This is a genomic window from Rhodococcus sp. NPDC003383, assembly GCF_053589115.1.
In genome coordinates, this window is record NZ_JBSFRG010000009.1 from 106210 (window position 1) to 122008 (window position 15799).

Annotated in this window: 13 protein-coding genes; 5 read left to right on the plus strand and 8 right to left on the minus strand. The window is 67.2% G+C overall.

From position 1 onward, the window contains the following. Positions 1-5: 5 nt before the first annotated feature. Both ACWDTS_RS10810 and ACWDTS_RS10815 read right to left on the minus strand, forming a co-directional pair. Positions 6-467 carry a hypothetical protein gene (locus ACWDTS_RS10810; protein WP_450108752.1) on the minus strand — a complete coding sequence of 154 codons (462 nt, stop codon included), beginning with the start codon at positions 465-467 and terminating at the stop codon, positions 6-8. Between the two features lie 77 nt (positions 468-544). Next, a complete protein-coding gene (locus ACWDTS_RS10815; RefSeq protein WP_450108751.1) occupies positions 545-1357 on the minus strand; it encodes a DUF72 domain-containing protein in 813 nt (270 codons plus the stop codon). Positions 1358-1470: 113 nt separating this feature from the next. On the opposite strand from ACWDTS_RS10815, the gene ACWDTS_RS10820 reads away from it, so the two are divergent. Continuing rightward, positions 1471-2058, plus strand: coding sequence for an HdeD family acid-resistance protein (locus ACWDTS_RS10820; RefSeq protein ID WP_450108750.1), 588 nt, complete (start codon positions 1471-1473; stop codon positions 2056-2058). 105 nt (positions 2059-2163) lie between these two features. Here the strand turns inward: ACWDTS_RS10820 and ACWDTS_RS10825 are convergent, their stop codons facing one another. After that, entirely contained in the window at positions 2164-2571 is a 408-nt protein-coding gene (locus ACWDTS_RS10825) for a PPOX class F420-dependent oxidoreductase (protein WP_450108749.1), read from the minus strand. A 144-nt stretch (positions 2572-2715) separates the two neighbouring features. On the opposite strand from ACWDTS_RS10825, the gene ACWDTS_RS10830 reads away from it, so the two are divergent. Next, positions 2716-3036: a GYD domain-containing protein gene (locus tag ACWDTS_RS10830; RefSeq protein ID WP_197251101.1), complete on the plus strand. Its 321-nt coding sequence runs from the start codon at positions 2716-2718 to the stop codon at positions 3034-3036. Positions 3037-3056: 20 nt separating this feature from the next. Here ACWDTS_RS10830 and ACWDTS_RS10835 read toward each other — a convergent pair whose 3' ends face one another. The 3 genes from ACWDTS_RS10835 to ACWDTS_RS10845 all read right to left on the minus strand — a co-directional run bounded on the left by ACWDTS_RS10835 (position 3057) and on the right by ACWDTS_RS10845 (position 7960). Further along, positions 3057-4883 (minus strand): flavin-containing monooxygenase, encoded by a 1827-nt coding sequence (locus ACWDTS_RS10835; RefSeq protein WP_450118156.1) that lies wholly within the window; start codon positions 4881-4883, stop codon positions 3057-3059. Between the two features lie 76 nt (positions 4884-4959). After that, complete coding sequence (locus tag ACWDTS_RS10840) at positions 4960-6276, minus strand: NtaA/DmoA family FMN-dependent monooxygenase (protein WP_450108747.1); 1317 nt, start codon at positions 6274-6276, stop codon at positions 4960-4962. Between the two features lie 40 nt (positions 6277-6316). Beyond that, a complete protein-coding gene (locus ACWDTS_RS10845) occupies positions 6317-7960 on the minus strand; it encodes an FAD-dependent oxidoreductase (protein WP_450108746.1) in 1644 nt (547 codons plus the stop codon). A 150-nt stretch (positions 7961-8110) separates the two neighbouring features. Between ACWDTS_RS10845 and ACWDTS_RS10850 the strand changes: the two genes are divergently transcribed. Together ACWDTS_RS10850 and ACWDTS_RS10855 are read left to right on the plus strand one after the other, a co-directional pair. Continuing rightward, positions 8111-9739, plus strand: a complete 1629-nt coding sequence (locus ACWDTS_RS10850) for an FAD-dependent oxidoreductase (protein WP_450118157.1) — start codon at positions 8111-8113, stop codon at positions 9737-9739. Continuing rightward, positions 9736-11319, plus strand: a complete 1584-nt coding sequence (locus tag ACWDTS_RS10855) for a class I adenylate-forming enzyme family protein (RefSeq protein ID WP_450108744.1) — start codon at positions 9736-9738, stop codon at positions 11317-11319. Before ACWDTS_RS10850 ends, ACWDTS_RS10855 begins: the two co-directional genes overlap by 4 nt. A gap of 47 nt (positions 11320-11366) precedes the next feature. Here ACWDTS_RS10855 and ACWDTS_RS10860 read toward each other — a convergent pair whose 3' ends face one another. Beyond that, on the minus strand, positions 11367-13163 hold the full coding sequence (locus ACWDTS_RS10860) for an NAD(P)-binding domain-containing protein (protein WP_450108743.1): 1797 nt from the start codon (positions 13161-13163) through the stop codon (positions 11367-11369). A gap of 199 nt (positions 13164-13362) precedes the next feature. Here ACWDTS_RS10860 and ACWDTS_RS10865 point away from each other — a divergent pair, with 199 nt between their 5' ends. Next, entirely contained in the window at positions 13363-14811 is a 1449-nt protein-coding gene (locus tag ACWDTS_RS10865) for an alpha/beta hydrolase fold domain-containing protein (protein ID WP_450118158.1), read from the plus strand. On the opposite strand, the gene ACWDTS_RS10870 is transcribed toward ACWDTS_RS10865, so the two are convergent. Then, positions 14808-15767: an enoyl-CoA hydratase/isomerase family protein gene (locus ACWDTS_RS10870; RefSeq protein ID WP_450118159.1), complete on the minus strand. Its 960-nt coding sequence runs from the start codon at positions 15765-15767 to the stop codon at positions 14808-14810. The genes ACWDTS_RS10865 and ACWDTS_RS10870 overlap by 4 nt on opposite strands. Between the last annotated feature and the right edge of the window lie 32 nt (positions 15768-15799).

Here is a 15799-nt window from a genome sequence, read left to right on the forward strand (position 1 = left end):
GACCGTCAGGGCATCTCGACGGTCTGCTCCCGTTCGATCTCCCCGACCGCCCGGCGGATGTACTGTCCCGGCTCGACCTTGCGGGTCGCGAGCAGGTCGGCGAGGACCACGATCCCCGCGGTGAGGTACTGCTCGGGCCTGGCCTTCGGCGCGTCCGGATCGGTCACCCCGAGCGTCCCGGTCAGCACCGCCACCAGCGCGTCGGGCGTCGCCTGCACGGAACCGCGGGCACAACGTTCGAACACGGCCTGAACGTCCTCACCGGCCAGACCGTCCGGATGCAGTTCCTCGAGCAGTTCGCGCATCATGCCCGAGTGCACCGCGGTGACCTGCTCGTACGGCAACTCGACGAGAGCGCTCACCGCATCGGCGAACGCCGGTTCGTCGTCGGCCCGGGCCGCGTTCAGCGCAGTCTCGGTGGCATGCGCGATCTCCCGCGCGATCGTCGGCCAGTGCGTGGGCCACACAGTGTTCTCCTCGTCGGTGCTGCTTCGTCCGCCTCGTGCGCGGCACGCGCATCAGTGTGCCGTCCGGCCCCGACACCTCACAGCCGGCGCTGCAGCGCGAGCGCGTCGTGAGGAGCGAACCCCTTCGCGTCGTTGTCGAAATACACGTACACGTCGAGGCCGTCGGCGAGCCACGCCCGGATCCGCTCGGCCCACCGATCCAGCGCTGCGTCGCCGTAGCCGCTCACGTACAGCTCGGCGTCACCGTGCATGCGGACGTACACGAAGTCCGAGGTGACCTCGGTGAGGAAGGGAAAGCGGCCCGCGGTGTCGGCGACGACGAGCGCCACGTCGTGTTCGCGGAGCAGCGCAGCCGCCTCGGCGGAAGCGAAGGTCGGATGCCGAACTTCCATCGCGTACCGGAGAGGGCGGTCGGCGTCGGCTTCGGTCCACGCCCGCTCGTCGGGAACCTTGTCCGTGTGGCGCGCCGCCAGCGCCGCAGCGGCCCGTGTCGTGCGCGGCAGTTGCGCGCAGAAGCCGGCGATCCGATCCGGTTCGAACGCCATCGTCGGCGGCAGTTGCCACAGCAGCGGACCGAGCTTGGGACCGAGCGCGGGCACGCCGGATGCGAAGAAGTTGGCGAGCGCCTCGTCGACGTCGACGAGGCGTTTGAGGTGGGTGACGAACCGGCCGCCCTTGACCGCGAACACGAAATCGTCCGGGGTACGGTCGCGCCAGTCCTCAAAGCTCGACTTCCGCTGCAGGCTGTAGAACGTGCCGTTGATCTCGATCGACCCCATCCGCTCGGCGGCGTACTCGAGCTCGAGGCGCTGGGGCAGTCCCACCGGATAGAAGTCGCCGCGCCATCCGGGATAGCGCCAACCCGAGATTCCGACCCGTGCGCGGACCATCGCCCGACGATACCTCCGCAAATCGCCCGCGAGTTGGCTTCCAATTGGGACGCATCGCCCCGTAAGCAGGCATACGCTGTGCCGGGAGACAAGATCAAAAACCAGGAGTGCTCATGTCCGAGGCCGCTGCCACCCCAAGTGATCCGTTCCGTTCACTCTTCAAACAGATCTGGTGGATCGTTCTGATCCGCGGCATCCTCGCGGTGCTGTTCGGCATCGTCGCCCTCGTCTGGCCGGGCATCACCGTGTGGGCCCTCGTCGTCGTCTTCGGTATCTACGCGATCGTCGACGGCCTCGTGCTCGGCTATCACGCGGTCCGCGATCGCAGGACCCTCGACGGCTGGGGGTGGTGGCTCGCGATGGCCGTCATCTCGATCCTCGCCGGCATCGTGGCCCTGGTATGGCCCAAGGCGACCGCGCTCGTGCTGCTCTACATCATCGCGTTCTATGCGATCTTCTTCGGAATCGCCGGGGCCGTCGGCGCATTGCGGTTCCGGAAGGTACCCGAGTCCGGATGGGTGGCGTCGCTCGTCGCCGGCATCCTGGCGATCCTGTTCGGCATCGTCCTGCTGATCTTCCCCGGCGGCGGCATCATCGGCCTGATCTGGCTGCTGGGCATCTACGCGATCCTGTTCGGCGTCCTGCTGATCGCCGTCGCGTTCCAGGCACGCAAGGTCGCGAAGGAGGCCGGCGTCCTCTGAGTTGCCCGGGTGCCGGGTACCTCTCTACTGCTCGACAGCTCTACTGCTCGACAGCTCTACTGCTCGACAGCGAAGACAACGGAGAGGCACCCGGCCCCGAAACGACTACGCGTCCTTGAGCCGACCCCATGCGTGCCAGCGATCGATCTCGATCCACGCGCTGACCCGCTTGCGGTCACGCACGTAGTACGGCTTTCCGGTGTAGTGCCGCGCGATGCGGTCGATGTCGACGAGGCCCTCGTCGTCGACGATCTCGACGACCCGGCCCTGCACGCTCACGTGGGTGATCCAGTCCTCGGGGTCCATCGCGCTCAGGCTCACTCGCGGATCGTTGCGCACATGGTCGAGACGCTTGCGGCCCTCGTCCATGTTCACCAGGATGCGGCCGTTCTCGTAGCCGTACCAGGTGGGCACGGACACTGGCTGGCCGTCGGCACGCAGCGTGCTGATGGTCGCGTAGTTCGGCCGGGCGAGGAATTCGGCCACGGCATCGGGCAGCGGCGGCTTCGGCACGGCAACCCTCCCTTTCGATGAGATCTTCTCGGTGTCGCAACGAGCCTAGGCCAGCAAGAGCGGGCCGATCGCAGCGAAACGGCCCCGCGGCGCGGCGTCCGGACCGAACATGGAAGCAGTCCCCGAACCGAGGAGAACCGTCCCATGCCGAAATTTCTGTGGCAGGTCACCTACACCAGCGAAGGCGCGAAAGGGTTGCTCGGCGAAGGCGGTACCGCCCGCCGCGACGCGATCACCAGCATGGTCGAGAGTGTCGGCGGCAGCGTCGAATCCGTGCATTTCGCGCTCGGCGGCCACGATCTGTACGTGATCGGCGAGGTGCCCGACGACATCGCCGCTGCCACCCTGGAACTGCGCACCATCGGTTCGGGTGCGGCCAGGTCGAAGCCGATCCTGCTGCTCACGCCCGAGCAGATCGACGAGGCCGTGCACCGGGACACCAGTTACCGGGCTCCCGGGAACTGATCCGGTTCGGCACCGCGGCGTCACCGAAGCGTGACGCCGTCCATCTCTCCGTCTTCCCGCCAGCGGGCCAGCAGCTCGAAGAACTGCACCGGACCGCCGCCGTAGTTCGCTGCTGCGAGGCCGTCGGGATTGCCGATGTCTCCCTCGTTGTCGAGATAGCTGGGGGTGCAGTCCGCGTAGAAGGCACGGCCGGGGCCGGAGAGCTCGTTCATGGTGGCGACCCAGGCGTCCTCCGCCCGGAGATCGGCCTCGATCGTGGTGGCTCCGCGCGCCACCCGCTGCTCGAGCAGGTAGACCAGGTGACGGGCCCGTTCCTCGGCGGTGTGCGTGTAGTTGTTCGCGACACCGGTCTGCGTGTACCCGAGGAAGAAGCAGTTGGGGAACCCGCTGGACTGCAGGCCGTGGAAGGTGCGCGGTCCGCTCTTCCACTTGTCGCTGAGGTGAACACCGTCCCGGCCGATGATGTCGAATCCCGTGCGACGGGTGTAGCTGCTGCTGACGTCGTAGCCGGTCGCGAAGATCAGCGCGTCGACCTTGTACTCGCGATCCCCCACGACAACACCGTCGCGCGTGAGGCTCTGGATGCCGCGCCCGTCCGTGTCGACCAACTCGACGTTGTCACGGTTGAAGGTGGGGAGGAACTCGTCGTGGAACCCGACGCGCTTGCAGAGGCGCTTGTACCAGGGCTTGAGGGCTTCTGCGGTGGCTTTGTCGGTCACGATGGCGTCGATCCGCGCCCGTACGCGTTCCATGGATCTGAAGTCGGCCTCGAACAGGAACTCGGCAATCTCCTCCGGGGTCATCGGTGCGCCCCGACGCTCGATCTCCTGCTTGATCGCCGTCTTGGTGACCTCGGCCGACACGCGGGTCCAGCCGTCGTCGACGAGGTCGGTGTGATGCTCCACCCCGGCCGTGTAGCGGGTGAAGTTCTCCATCCGCTCACGTTGCCATCCGGGCCGGAGGCTTGCTGCCCATTGCGGGTCCGTCGGCTTGTTGCCCCGTTCGTCGACGGCGTTCGGAGTCCGCTGGAACACGTAGAGTTTCCCGGCCCACCGACCGAGATGGGGCACCACCTGCAGACCGGTGGCACCCGTGCCGATGAGGCCTACGGATTTGTCCTGCAGCCCGGTCAACCCGCCGCTCTCGTCTCCCCCGGTGTAGCCGTAGTCCCAGCGGCTGGTGTGGAAGGTGTGACCTTCGAATTCGTTGATGCCGGGGATGCCCGGCAGCTTGGGTCGCGTGAGCGAGCCCGGTGAGACCACCACGATCCGGGCGCGGATCCGGTCACCGCGATCGGTCTTCACGATCCAGCGCTCGGCCTCGTCGTCCCAGACCATCTCCTTGACGGTGGTGTGGAAGAGCGCGTCCCGCACCAGGTCGTACTTGTCCGCGATCGCCGTCAGGTGCTCCCGTATCTCGGATCCGTAGGCGTACTTCTGCGTGGGGATGTAGTTCAGCTCCTCCAGCAGCGGCATGTAGATGTAGGACTCGATATCGCACTGCACACCGGGATAGCGGTTCCAGTACCAGGTTCCGCCGACGCCGCCGGCCCGGTCGACCAGCCGGATACCGTCGAGGCCGGCCTCACGCATCCGTGCCGCAGCGATCAGGCTGCCGAGACCCGCGCCGATCATCAGGATCTCGACCTCGTCGTTCACGGGGTCGCGCTCGACCCGCTCGGTGTAGGGGTCGTCCTCGTAGTGCGAGAAGTCCGCCGTGACCTCGATGTACTGTTCGACTCCGTCGCGCCGCAGTCGCTTGGCGCGTTCGTAGGCGTGCTTGGCGCGCACCCAGTCCGGGTCGAAGCCTTCGGGTTGAGGTCCCGGTGGCGTCAACGTCTCCGGCATGTCGGTTCCTTTCGGATTCTCAGCACGTCTTGCGCTACTCGGAGTGGTTGTCATGGAAGGGAATTCGGAATGCTCGTTACTCCCCGCCGACGAAGCGTTCCCGCAACGGTCGCTCGTCGGGAGTTCCCCGGCAGATCCCGCGGTCGATCAGCCGCGGAACCACCTCGTCGATGAACTCCCGGACCGACGCCGGGCCGACGGGGAACATGAGGTTGAACCCTCCGACGTGGCCGTCGGTGAACCACCGGTCGAAGTCGTCGACGATGTCGTCGTAGGAACCGACGAACTTTCGGTGCTGGGCCCCGCCCCGCCCGAGCGACTGGGCTGCGACATCGCGAACGGTTGAGCCGGGATGCGCCTCGATCCAGTCGTAGAGCCCGACGTAGTTCCCGAAAGTGCTCTTGACGGTCGCCTCGACGTCGGCCGGTTTCGGCAGCAGTTCGAGTGGGAATCGGTCGTCGACGCTGTCGTACGGCACCTCCAACCCGAACTGCGCCAACGCTTTCGGCGCGACACTCTCCCACGGAACGTACTCGTCCAGCGCGTGCATCTTCTCCTCGGCCTCGCGCGCGGTACGCCCGATGTACGGGATGAGCCCGGGAACCGCCGGAACACTTCCGGCCGGACGTCCGGCGTCCGCGAGCGCCTTGTCCAGGTCCTCCCGGTACTGCGCCGCACGCTCCCGGGTGGTGGCGGCCGTGAACACCATGTCCGCATGCCGGGCCGCGACTTTGATACCCGGTCCCGACCCGCCGGCCTGAGCGACCAGCGGACGGCCCTGCCGGCTCGGCGCGACGTTCAAAGGGCCTCGGACACTGAAGGATTCACCCTTGTGGTCGATCGGAGTGGCGTAGTACCGCGTCACCCCGTCCGGATCGCGCCGCACCTCACGATTCGCCCACAGGGCCGCGGTCACGTCGAGAAATTCCATGGCTCGGCGATATCTGATCTCCCGATCGGGGTGACCGTCCCGGCTGTAGTTCAGCGCATGCGCGTCACCCACGGTCGTGACCGCGTTCAGCCCGGCGCGGCCGTCGGACGCCTGGTCGAGCGACGCGATGAGGCGAGCGAGGGTGTACGGGTCGTAGAACGTCGTCGAGGCGGTGGCGATGAGACCGACGTGCGTGGTCTCGCGGGCCATCGCGCTCAGCGCGGTGATCGGCTCGGCGGGTCCCCCGTCGAAGGCCGGTGAGCTCGGCATGCCGGGCACGTCGCCGAGGAAGACCGCGGTGAAGAGTCCCTCGTCGCCGAGCCGCCCGTAGGCCATGAGCCGTTCGAACGGGTCGGTGAGTGCCGTGTCGGCGCGGTGCCGCTGTTCGTACGCGGGGGCTCCGAAATGGAGATTGATGTCGTTGCCGACCAGGTTGAGATGCAGATACCGCCGGTTCACCATGGGTCGCCCTTCGGATGGGAAGTGACGCGAAAGTTCTCTTTCAACAATGTAATTCCGACACGTGGACACAATCGGCGACCGCCGCCCGTCCCGCTCTCATCCCCCAGATCCCGGCGACCGCGAGGGTGGCACCGGCACCGCCGTAGACCATCCCGCTCGGGTTGGCCATGACATTGCCGGCGGCGTACAACCCCGCGATGACCGCGCCGTCGACATCGACGACCCGCCCCTCGGTGTCCGTGCGGGGCCCGCCCTTCGTGCCCAGCGCAGAGCTCACGACCTCGACCGCGTAGAACGGTGCCGTCCGGACCGGACCGAGTGTTGCGTGAGGCGAATCGGGATCGCTCATCCGCCCGCCGGGGAATCGATCGAACGCACTGCTTCCCCGGGAGAAGTCCGGGTCCACGCCCTGCTCCGCGTACTCGTTGAAACGTGCGACCGAACTCGACACCGCGTCGACCGGCAACCCCAGGGCCGCGGCCAGCGCGTCCAGCGTGGGCGCGCTTTCGACCCAGTCTGGGACCGGTGCCCCCGGGCGGCCGCCGAACACGCCGAACCGATCGACCGTGGACTGATCGAAGATCATGTACGCCGGAAGGTTCGGATAGTCGAGTTTCGACTCGTCGAGATGGTGGAAGGCGCCGCCGAATGCATTGTAGTTCGCCGCCTCGTTGGCGAAGCGCCGGCCGTAGCGGTTGACCATGATCGACCCGGGCAGCGCACGCTCACGCGAGGACAGCATCGCCGCCGGCACCCCGTCGCGCCGAGTACCCGGACACGGCACCATCGGCGACCACCACGCTTCGCGCATGTTGCCGAGGCGAGCTCCGACCCGCATGGCCATCCGCAGGCCGTCGCCGGTGTTCGTCGGCGCGCCGATGGGGCGCGTCAGCGGTCCGCGCAGGAAATCGCGGACCAGGTCCGGGTCGTACTCGAACCCTCCCGTCGCGAGCACCACCGCGCGAGCTCCGACCGTTCGCATCCCGTCGTCCGTCTCGACCTCGACCCCGACGACTCGGTTCTCGACGGTGCACAGGCGCAGCGCCCGGCACCGGGTCTCGACCCGGACCCCTTGCGCGAGACACGCTTTCAACACGCCACCGACGAGCGCGCGACCCAGGCCTTCTTGTGCGGCTTCCGCGCGGGCGGCGAGGACTTCGGGTGCGACGACACCCGTCCCACCGCCCAGGGGCATCTCGGTCAGCACGATGCGCTGGATGTCGCCGCCGATGCGGTCGATCCACTCCTCCATCCCGGCGAAGGAGAAGAGGCCCGGCTCGAGAGTCCGGCCGCCTCCCGGCTTTCCACCGGGATGCTCGGGGTGATAGTCGGGGTACCCCTCGACGAGTTGGAGACGCAGATCGGTGTGCTCGTGCAGGAAGTCGACGAACCGGGGGCCACCGGAGATCAGCGCCTCGGCCAACTCCGGGAGGATCATCCCGTTGGAGAGGCTCGCCAGGTAGGCGGCCCCTTCCTCCAGGGAGTCCTCGATGCCCTTCTCGGCCGCGATCGGGTTGCCCGGGATCCAGATCCCCGCGCCCGACAGCGCGGTCGTGCCACCGACCAGTTCGGCCTTCTCCAGCAGGGCGACGTCGGCACCCTCGAGCGCCGCGGCCAGCGCTGCGGTGAGGCCGGCGAGTCCCGACCCGAGAACGACCACGTCGTACGTGTCCTGAATCTGCACCCGTCCCCCGATCCGTTTGCCGCGGTCGCCCACCCCTGACGAGCCAATGCACGTTGTATATATAGAACAGACTTACTCTATTAGTGCACGACGGTTATGGTAATCAGCATCACACCGAGTCACAAGCATCGCGCGAACCGGAGGACCGGAATGCCCGAATCCGAAACGTACGACGTCATCGTCCTCGGCAGCGGCGCCGCCGGGCTGACAGCCGCGTTCACCGCGGCCCGCGAAGGTGCTCGCGTCGTCGTCCTCGAGAAGAACGATCGGGTCGGCGGGACGAGCGCCTGGTCGGGAGGTCACGTCTGGATCCCGAACAACCCGTACATGAAGGACATCGGCGTGCAGGACAGCGCCGACGAGGCGATGGCCTACCTGATGTCGCTCGGGCGCGGCATTCTCGACGAACGCCTCGCACAAGCCTTCGTCGACGCCGGACCGAAGATGGTGCGCTGCCTCGGCGAGGACGGCGGAATCCGCTTCTTCGCCGTCCCCGGACTGCCCGACTACCACCCGTCGAATCCCGGTGGCAAGCCCGAAGGTGGCCGAACGCTCGGGCAGGAACTGTTCCCCTTCGCGAAGCTGGGCGAGTGGCGGGACCGGGTCGAGGTGAGCCCCTACTACTCCACACATCTGCGGATGGACGAAACCGCGATCGGCTGCGCGGTTCCCAAACCGCCGTCCGACGAGGAACTCGCCCGCCGCGACGCGGAAGACCTGCGCGGCATGGGCGGAGGACTGGTCGGAGCACTCCTCGACGCCTGCCTCGGGGCGGGCGTCGAGGTCCGGGTGTCGACGCCCGCGCACGATCTCGTGGTCGAGAACGGCCGGGCGCGGGGCGTCGTCGTCGACACCGCCGAGGGTCGGCGGACGATCCATGCATCGCGCGCCGTCATCCTCGCCACCGGCGGATTCGAGTGGAACGAGGAGTATCGCGCCGCTTTCCTCCGCGGCCACGTGACGAAGCCCGCGTCGATCCCCACCAACACCGGCGACGGCCTGCGCATGGCCATGCGTGCCGGCGCCGCGCTCCAGAACATGCGTGAAGCCTGGTGGATTCCCATCACCGAACTGCCCGAGGGCATCAACGCGATGAACCTCGAGATGATCAACGGTGACCGCACGAGGCCACGCAGCATCATGGTGAACCGGACCGGCCGGCGCTTCACCAACGAGGCCGTGAGCTACAACGCCGTCGTGGGGGCCTTCCATCAGGAGGACGTCACCGCGTTCCGCTATGCCAACCTGCCCGCGTGGCTGATCTTCGACCACACCTATCTGACCACCTACGGATCGGCGGGCCGCCCCTACACGGGCACCACTCCTCCGTGGCTGGTGGAGGGCCCCACACTGCGCGATCTCGCGCTGGCACTCGGAATTCCGGGAGACGAGCTCGAGCGCACGGTCGAGCAGTGGAACAAGAATGTCGCCGCCGGGAAGGACCCGCAATTCGCGCGGGGTGAGAGCGCCCACGACCGGTGGTGGGGCGACCCGTACAAGAAGGGCAGCATCGAGGGCACGCTCGGTCCGATCACGGACGGGCCGTTCTACGCCATGGAGCTGACGAGCGGTGTCATCGGCACGAAGGGCGGGCCCAAGGTGAACGAGCATGCCCAGGTGATCGATCTGGACGGCAACGTCATCACCGGGTTGTACGCGGCCGGCAACGTCTCTTCCCCGACCGGCGCCTCCTACGGCGGTCCCGGTGGCACACTCGGTCCCGGCATGACGTTCGCCTGGATCGCCGGGCGGCACGCAGTCGGTGGGGAGAAGGAGTGAGTGTGTACACCTCGATAGTCGACGCGTGGCGCGCGCGGGTCGCCGCCGGTCCGAACCGCGCGGCGATCCGCTACTTCGACGGCACCATCGATGCCGCGACCCTCGACGCGCACTCCGACGCGCTGGCCGCCGAACTGCAGGCGCGGGGCGTGCGCCCCGACGACCGGATCGGGATCTACCTGCAGAACATCCCGTACTACCCGCTGACACTGCTGGCGGTGTGGAAGGCCGGAGCGATCGCGGTGCCGCTCAACCCGATGTATCGGGGCGAGGAACTGCGCCGGCTGATCGAGGACTCGGGCACGACCGGGATCGTCGTCACCCGCGGCACCGATGCCGCGACGCGCAGTGCCCTGTCCGGGACACACGTGCGATGGCTGATCTCGGCGTCCTCACGGGATTTCCAGACCCGCAACGACTCTCGCGTGTTCACCGAGCCCGATCCTGCGCCCTCTCCCGACGGCGATCTGGCCACCGTCCTGGTCGAACGACGCGGACAACGGCCGGATCCGGCCGAGCGGAACCTCGACGACATCGCCTTCATCACCTACACCTCGGGCACGACGGGTCCGCCCAAGGGCGCCCTCAACACCCATCGCAATTTCCTCTGCTCGGTCGCGGGTTACAGCGAGTGGGTCCGGCTGGCCCCCGGCGACGTGTCCTACGCGATCGCTCCGATGTTCCACATCACCGGGCTCTCGCTCAACGCCGGGATCGCGCTGCTGAACGACGCGACGTTGAGCATGGGCGGACGGTTCGAGGCGTCGGTGGTGCTCGACCTGTTCCGCGAGCACGGGGTCACCACGACCGTGGGGTCCATCACCGCTTTCAACGCGTTCTTCGGCGTCCCCGACGCCGGCGCCGACCATTTCGCGAGCGCCAAGTTCGTCTACTCCGGTGGCGCGCCGATCCCACCGGCGACGATCGAGGCCTTCCGCGATCGGTTCGGCGTCTACCTGCACAACATCTGGGGCATGACAGAGACGACCGGCGGAGGTATCGCGGTGCCACCGGGTGTCGCCGCTCCCGTCCACGGTCCCAGTGGAACGCTCTCGGTCGGAGTGCCCACGCGAGGTGTCGAGGTCTTCACGGTCGACGCGCAGGGACGGCGCCAGTCCCCGGGCGAGGAAGGCGAACTCGTCGTCACCGCACCGCAGGTGATCCCCGGCTACTGGCAGAACGAAGAGGCAACGGCGAGAACACTTCCGGGTGGGCACCTGCACACCGGCGACGTCGCCGTCATCGACGACGAGGGATGGGTCTATCTCGTCGACCGGATCAAGGATCAGATCAACACGTCCGGGTACAAGGTGTGGCCGCGCGAGGTCGAAGACGCGTTGTGCGAACATCCTTCGGTCCTCGAGGCGGCGGTCGTGGGTGCGCCCGACGACTACCGTGGCGAGGCGGTCGTCGCATACGTCGCACTTCGCGAGGGCGGTACCGCCGAGCCCGACGAACTGATCGCATTCGCCGGCGACCGCCTCGCCGCGTACAAGCGACCCCGCGAGGTCCACGTACTCGACGCGCTCCCCAAGACGATGACCGGCAAGATCCAGCGAAACGTCCTGCGCAACAGGTAGACCCGGGTCACCGCCTGCCCGGGCCCATCGAGCCCGGGCAGGATGGACTACCTCGCGCGGCTCTCCGGATCCACCGGCTCGATGCCTTCCTCGATCGCCTTGATCAACAGCGCCGTGAAGCGAGAGTAGAAGCGCGCCATGCGGATGAATCCGGTGCCGAACCAGAGTCCCGGCTGGGCCGAACGGCGCCAGGTGTTCGCGTACTCACCGTCGGCTGCACGACCGTAGGCTTTGTCGATCTTGGCGGCCGCCGAACCGAGGACCGGCCCGATATGACCCCAGAACTGGTGGTAACCGGTCGCGAAGACGATCAGGGCGACGTCGTGCATCTCCGACCCGTCGGTGAACACAACCGTTGTGCCGTCCTTGATCTCCTTCAGTTCGACGCCCTGCTTCAGGTGGATCCGCCCGTCGGCGATCAGCTGGGAGGCCCCGATGTCGATCTGATAGCTGTCCTTGCCCGACATGTGCGCACCGATGATGCCCGTGCCGTCCGGGCCCCAATTGAGCTTGAACCCACGGGCTTCGAGTGCATTCAGAAGTTCGCTGTCGGCTTCCTTGGCCAGCTGCACGAGTTCCTTGTTGAGCTCGTCCACCCGTTCGTTGGGGAGGGCGTAGGTCATCTGGTCCGCGAAGTCCGGCGACAGCGTCATGTCCTCGGTGAACAGTGTCGACCAGAACCTGTGGTAGGTCGGATAGGTCACGACGTAGGTCGACGTGCGCTGCACCATCGTGACGTCGGCGTCGTGTTCCCAGAGATCGTGGGCGATTTCGTGGCCGCTGACCCCGGACCCGACGACGAGGACCTTCTTGCCTGCGTAGCAGGCACCGTCCTGGAATTCGTCGGAGTGCACCGCGACACCGCGGTACTCCTGGAGTCCCGCGATCTCGGGGATCCGCGGCGCGCCGAACATGCCTCCCGCCACGATGAAGTGGCGCGGGTGCAGCTCGCGGATCGAGCCGTCGCCCATCTGCACGCGGATCGTCCACCGTTCCGTGGCCTCGTCGTAGTGGCCACCCAGGAACGTCGTGCTGGTCCACACGTTGAGGTCGAGCGTGGTCGCGTACGTCTCGAGCCAGTTCGCGAATTTGTCCTTCGGGGTGTGCGCCGGCCACGTCACGGGCAGCGGGAGATAGGGCAGGTGGTCGCCGTAGACAGTGCTGTGCAGCGCGAGCGACGCGTAACGCTTGCGCCAGGTGTCGCCGATGCGTGCCTCGCGGTCGATCACCAGCGTCGGAACGTCGAGCGCACCGAGGCGCGCCGCCAGCGCGAGGCCATTGTGGCCGGCGCCGAGCACGAGGACTGCGGGGTCGCAGTTTTCGAAGGACGATTCCTCGTTCCGGTCGTCGGCCCAGCGGGTGCGGCCCGGGACGACGCCGTAGACCTTGCCCTCGGGGCGGCGGTGACGAGTCCGCTCCGGAAACGCCGCAAGCGACACGACCTGGGTCTGCAGGGTGAAGGCGACGAATCGAGAGCCGTCACGCACGAGCCGGGCGAATCCGCGGTTGATCCGGTCGCTGGTCGTGAAGTCGAAGAATCCCATGATGTCGTCGCCGGAGACGAAGGGTTCCTGCTCGGCACTCACGGAGAATCCCGACGCGCTCCATTCCTTCGCCAGTTCGGTCAGCCGCGCAGCCGACTGCTCACGGCCGACAGCGTGGTGGAAGTCCCACGGGAAGGCCATGAAGTCGCGCCAGGTGGCATCGGGATGGAGGCATGCTTCGAGCTCGACCTCCGAGCCCGTGCCGAGCGCGGCAGCGAACTCCGTGAGCCAGGCGGCGAAGACTTCTCCCGCGTCTGCAACATCGATCTCACCGGCTGTGCTGTGCCGAGCGTCCGTCATCAGTTCCGGCTCCTTCACCGTCACACGACCCAGGATGTTGTAATTAACGAACGGTACGATTCTATATACACACATTCTGTCGGGAGGCTAGGTCGTCGTCAAGGCTCCGGCCGGGAGCCTTGTGGGGTACCACGCCGTCGGTTACCGTTTCTGTGTATTTTTCGAATCTCGGTGTTCATTATTTGATTCGGAGGTCGAGGTGGCGGACTGCGACTCCCACGACGTGGGGGCAGGACTGACCGTCCGCAGCTTCGCGCCGAGCCGGGCGGCAGCGTTTCCGGAGGACACCGCGCACCTGGCACTCGTCCTCCTCGACGGCACAGCCGATTTCGCGGACGTGTACCGGAAGCTCGCCGACGAAGGACTCGTGATCGTCGAGGTCCGCACCCGTCCCGGCAGCGCACTCGACGACTGCGATCGCGCCCTGCAGTGGGCTCGTTCGGTGGCCACCGACACCTTCGGTGCCGATCCGGGCCGCATCGGAGTACTCGGGGCCCCGGGGTCCGAACTCCTCGCCACCGAACTCGCGGAACGGGTGAGGGTCCGGAAGGAACCCCCCGTTCTCGCCCAGGCATTCACGCCCACCTCGGAGGCCGCCCGGACAGCGGCGAGCCTGCGCGCCTCGCTCGGGGCACTTCCCGCGGTCCGGGGTCCGATGGAACCGGCCATCGCGGTCCACCGCCGGGTCGAGCCGGCGACACTCGCCCGGCTCGACCTCCTGACCCGATGGGACACCACCGACATCGAGACCATCCGCGCCGGCTATTCCAAGGTCACCCCACCTCCGACCCCGGTGAGCGAGCACGTCGCACGCGTCGACGACGTCGTCCCGGGTACGGACGGACGGCCCGGTGTGCCCGTCCGGTGGTACCGGCCTCGCGCGGCCACGGGGCAACTCCCGGCGTTGATCTACTTCCACGGCGGCGCCTACATCATGGGCAGCCTCGCCGAGAACGACGACCGCCTCGATCGCATGGCTGCCGAACTCGGTTGCGCCGTCGTATCCGTCGACTATCGCCTGGCACCCGAGAATCCCTACCCGGCCGGACTCGACGATGCCGAAACCGTATGGCGCCACATCCACGACCACGCCGACGCCCTCGGCGTGGACCCGGACAGGCTGGTCGTCGGCGGCGCGAGCGCCGGCGCAGGGCTCGCCACCGCACTGTGCATCCGACTCGCCCAGGTCGGCCTGCCCCAACCCGCACTCCAGCTCCTGGTCTATCCCATGCTCGACGACCGTGAGCACGGATCCGTCCGGGCGCTCGAGGGCGGCGCCGGTCATTGGGGTCTGTGGCGGCTCGAGGCCGAGCGCCTCACGTGGCAGGCCTATCTCGGCGGGCTCGACGGCGCGACACCACCGGCAACGGCCGTACCCGGACGGGCGAGGCCCAGCGAATTGCGCGGCGTAGCACCCGCATTCATCGGTATCGGCGACGTGGACGCGCTGCTCGACTCCAACCTGCTCTACGCCGCACAGTTGTCCCGTGCCGGGGTCCCGGTCGAACTCCACGTCTACCCCGGGGTGATCCACGGCGGATTCGTCGCACAACCCCGCACGCCACAGACCCGGCGATTTCTCGACGACGTCCACGCCGCACTGCGCAGAACGTTCGACGCAACCGAAACAGACACAACCGAAAACTAGGGCCGCTTCCGGGCGGCCTTGCTGAGCCGGAACTCCGGAGGGAAGTTCTCGTCGTTGGCCTTGACCGATGTGGTCAGTCCCGCCTCCATCATCGCGGAATTGAGATGGAACTCGTGCTCGTCCGGACGGACCAGCCGCCCCATCGACTCGACCATGCCGGTGAGCAGACTTCCCATGTACTCCCCCTGATGCTGTTTCATCATCTGGAAGAACATCTTCTGGATGACCACCGTGTCCGTCGGACGGTTGCGCGCGCACGCCTGGGCGTACGTCTGCACCTCGGACTCGAGACGGTCGCGGGTCACGACCTTGTTGAGGAACCCGCACTCGTACATCTCGTCGGCGGTGAACGGCCGCCCGGTGAACACCATCTCCTGGAAGCGCCGGATCCCCATCGTCATCGCCCAGGTCCACATGCGCGGTCCCCAGCCCACATAGCGGAACGCGGCATGCCCGAACAGCGCGTCGTCGGAGGCGATCACGAGGTCGGCGTCGGCGGCCTGATAGAAGTGCCACCCGTAGCAGTACCCCTTGACCTCCACGATGCTGATCTTGCTGAACTCCTGCAGACTCCGGCAGCCGGAGCGGGCATTGGCGAACCACGGTCCGTAGTTACCCATGTTGCGGTACGAATCCTTCGGCGGATAAACGACATCGGGGTCGTCGATCTCGAACTCCTTGAGCCGCTCGGCGGAGTCCCCGTTCTCGACGCCTTCCATGAAGTCCGGCAAATCGACTCCACTTCCGAAATCGTCCCCCTCGCCCCGCACCACCAGCACCTTCACGTCGTCGTCGATGTTCGCTCGATGCAGGAGGTCGGCATACCGCAGGCGTGCCTCGACCGTCGGCGCATTCAGCCGGTCCGGTCGATTCAACGTGATCGTCGCGATCTTCGTTGCCGGGTCCTTCTCGTAGCGGACGATTTCCTCTGCCGACGGAGGTTCGCTCTTCGACATCCTCTTACTCCTCTTGTGGTCCGGTGATGCTG

Coding starts and splice junctions, on each gene's coding strand:
- ACWDTS_RS10815 (WP_450108751.1), bottom strand. CDS start 1,357: ATGGTCCGCGCACGGGTCGGAATCTCGGGTTGGCGCTATCCCGGATGG.
- ACWDTS_RS10820 (WP_450108750.1), top strand. CDS start 1,471: ATGTCCGAGGCCGCTGCCACCCCAAGTGATCCGTTCCGTTCACTCTTC.
- ACWDTS_RS10830 (WP_197251101.1), top strand. CDS start 2,716: ATGCCGAAATTTCTGTGGCAGGTCACCTACACCAGCGAAGGCGCGAAA.
- ACWDTS_RS10835 (WP_450118156.1), bottom strand. CDS start 4,883: ATGCCGGAGACGTTGACGCCACCGGGACCTCAACCCGAAGGCTTCGAC.
- ACWDTS_RS10840 (WP_450108747.1), bottom strand. CDS start 6,276: ATGGTGAACCGGCGGTATCTGCATCTCAACCTGGTCGGCAACGACATC.
- ACWDTS_RS10850 (WP_450118157.1), top strand. CDS start 8,111: ATGCCCGAATCCGAAACGTACGACGTCATCGTCCTCGGCAGCGGCGCC.
- ACWDTS_RS10860 (WP_450108743.1), bottom strand. CDS start 13,163: ATGACGGACGCTCGGCACAGCACAGCCGGTGAGATCGATGTTGCAGAC.
- ACWDTS_RS10870 (WP_450118159.1), bottom strand. CDS start 15,767: ATGTCGAAGAGCGAACCTCCGTCGGCAGAGGAAATCGTCCGCTACGAG.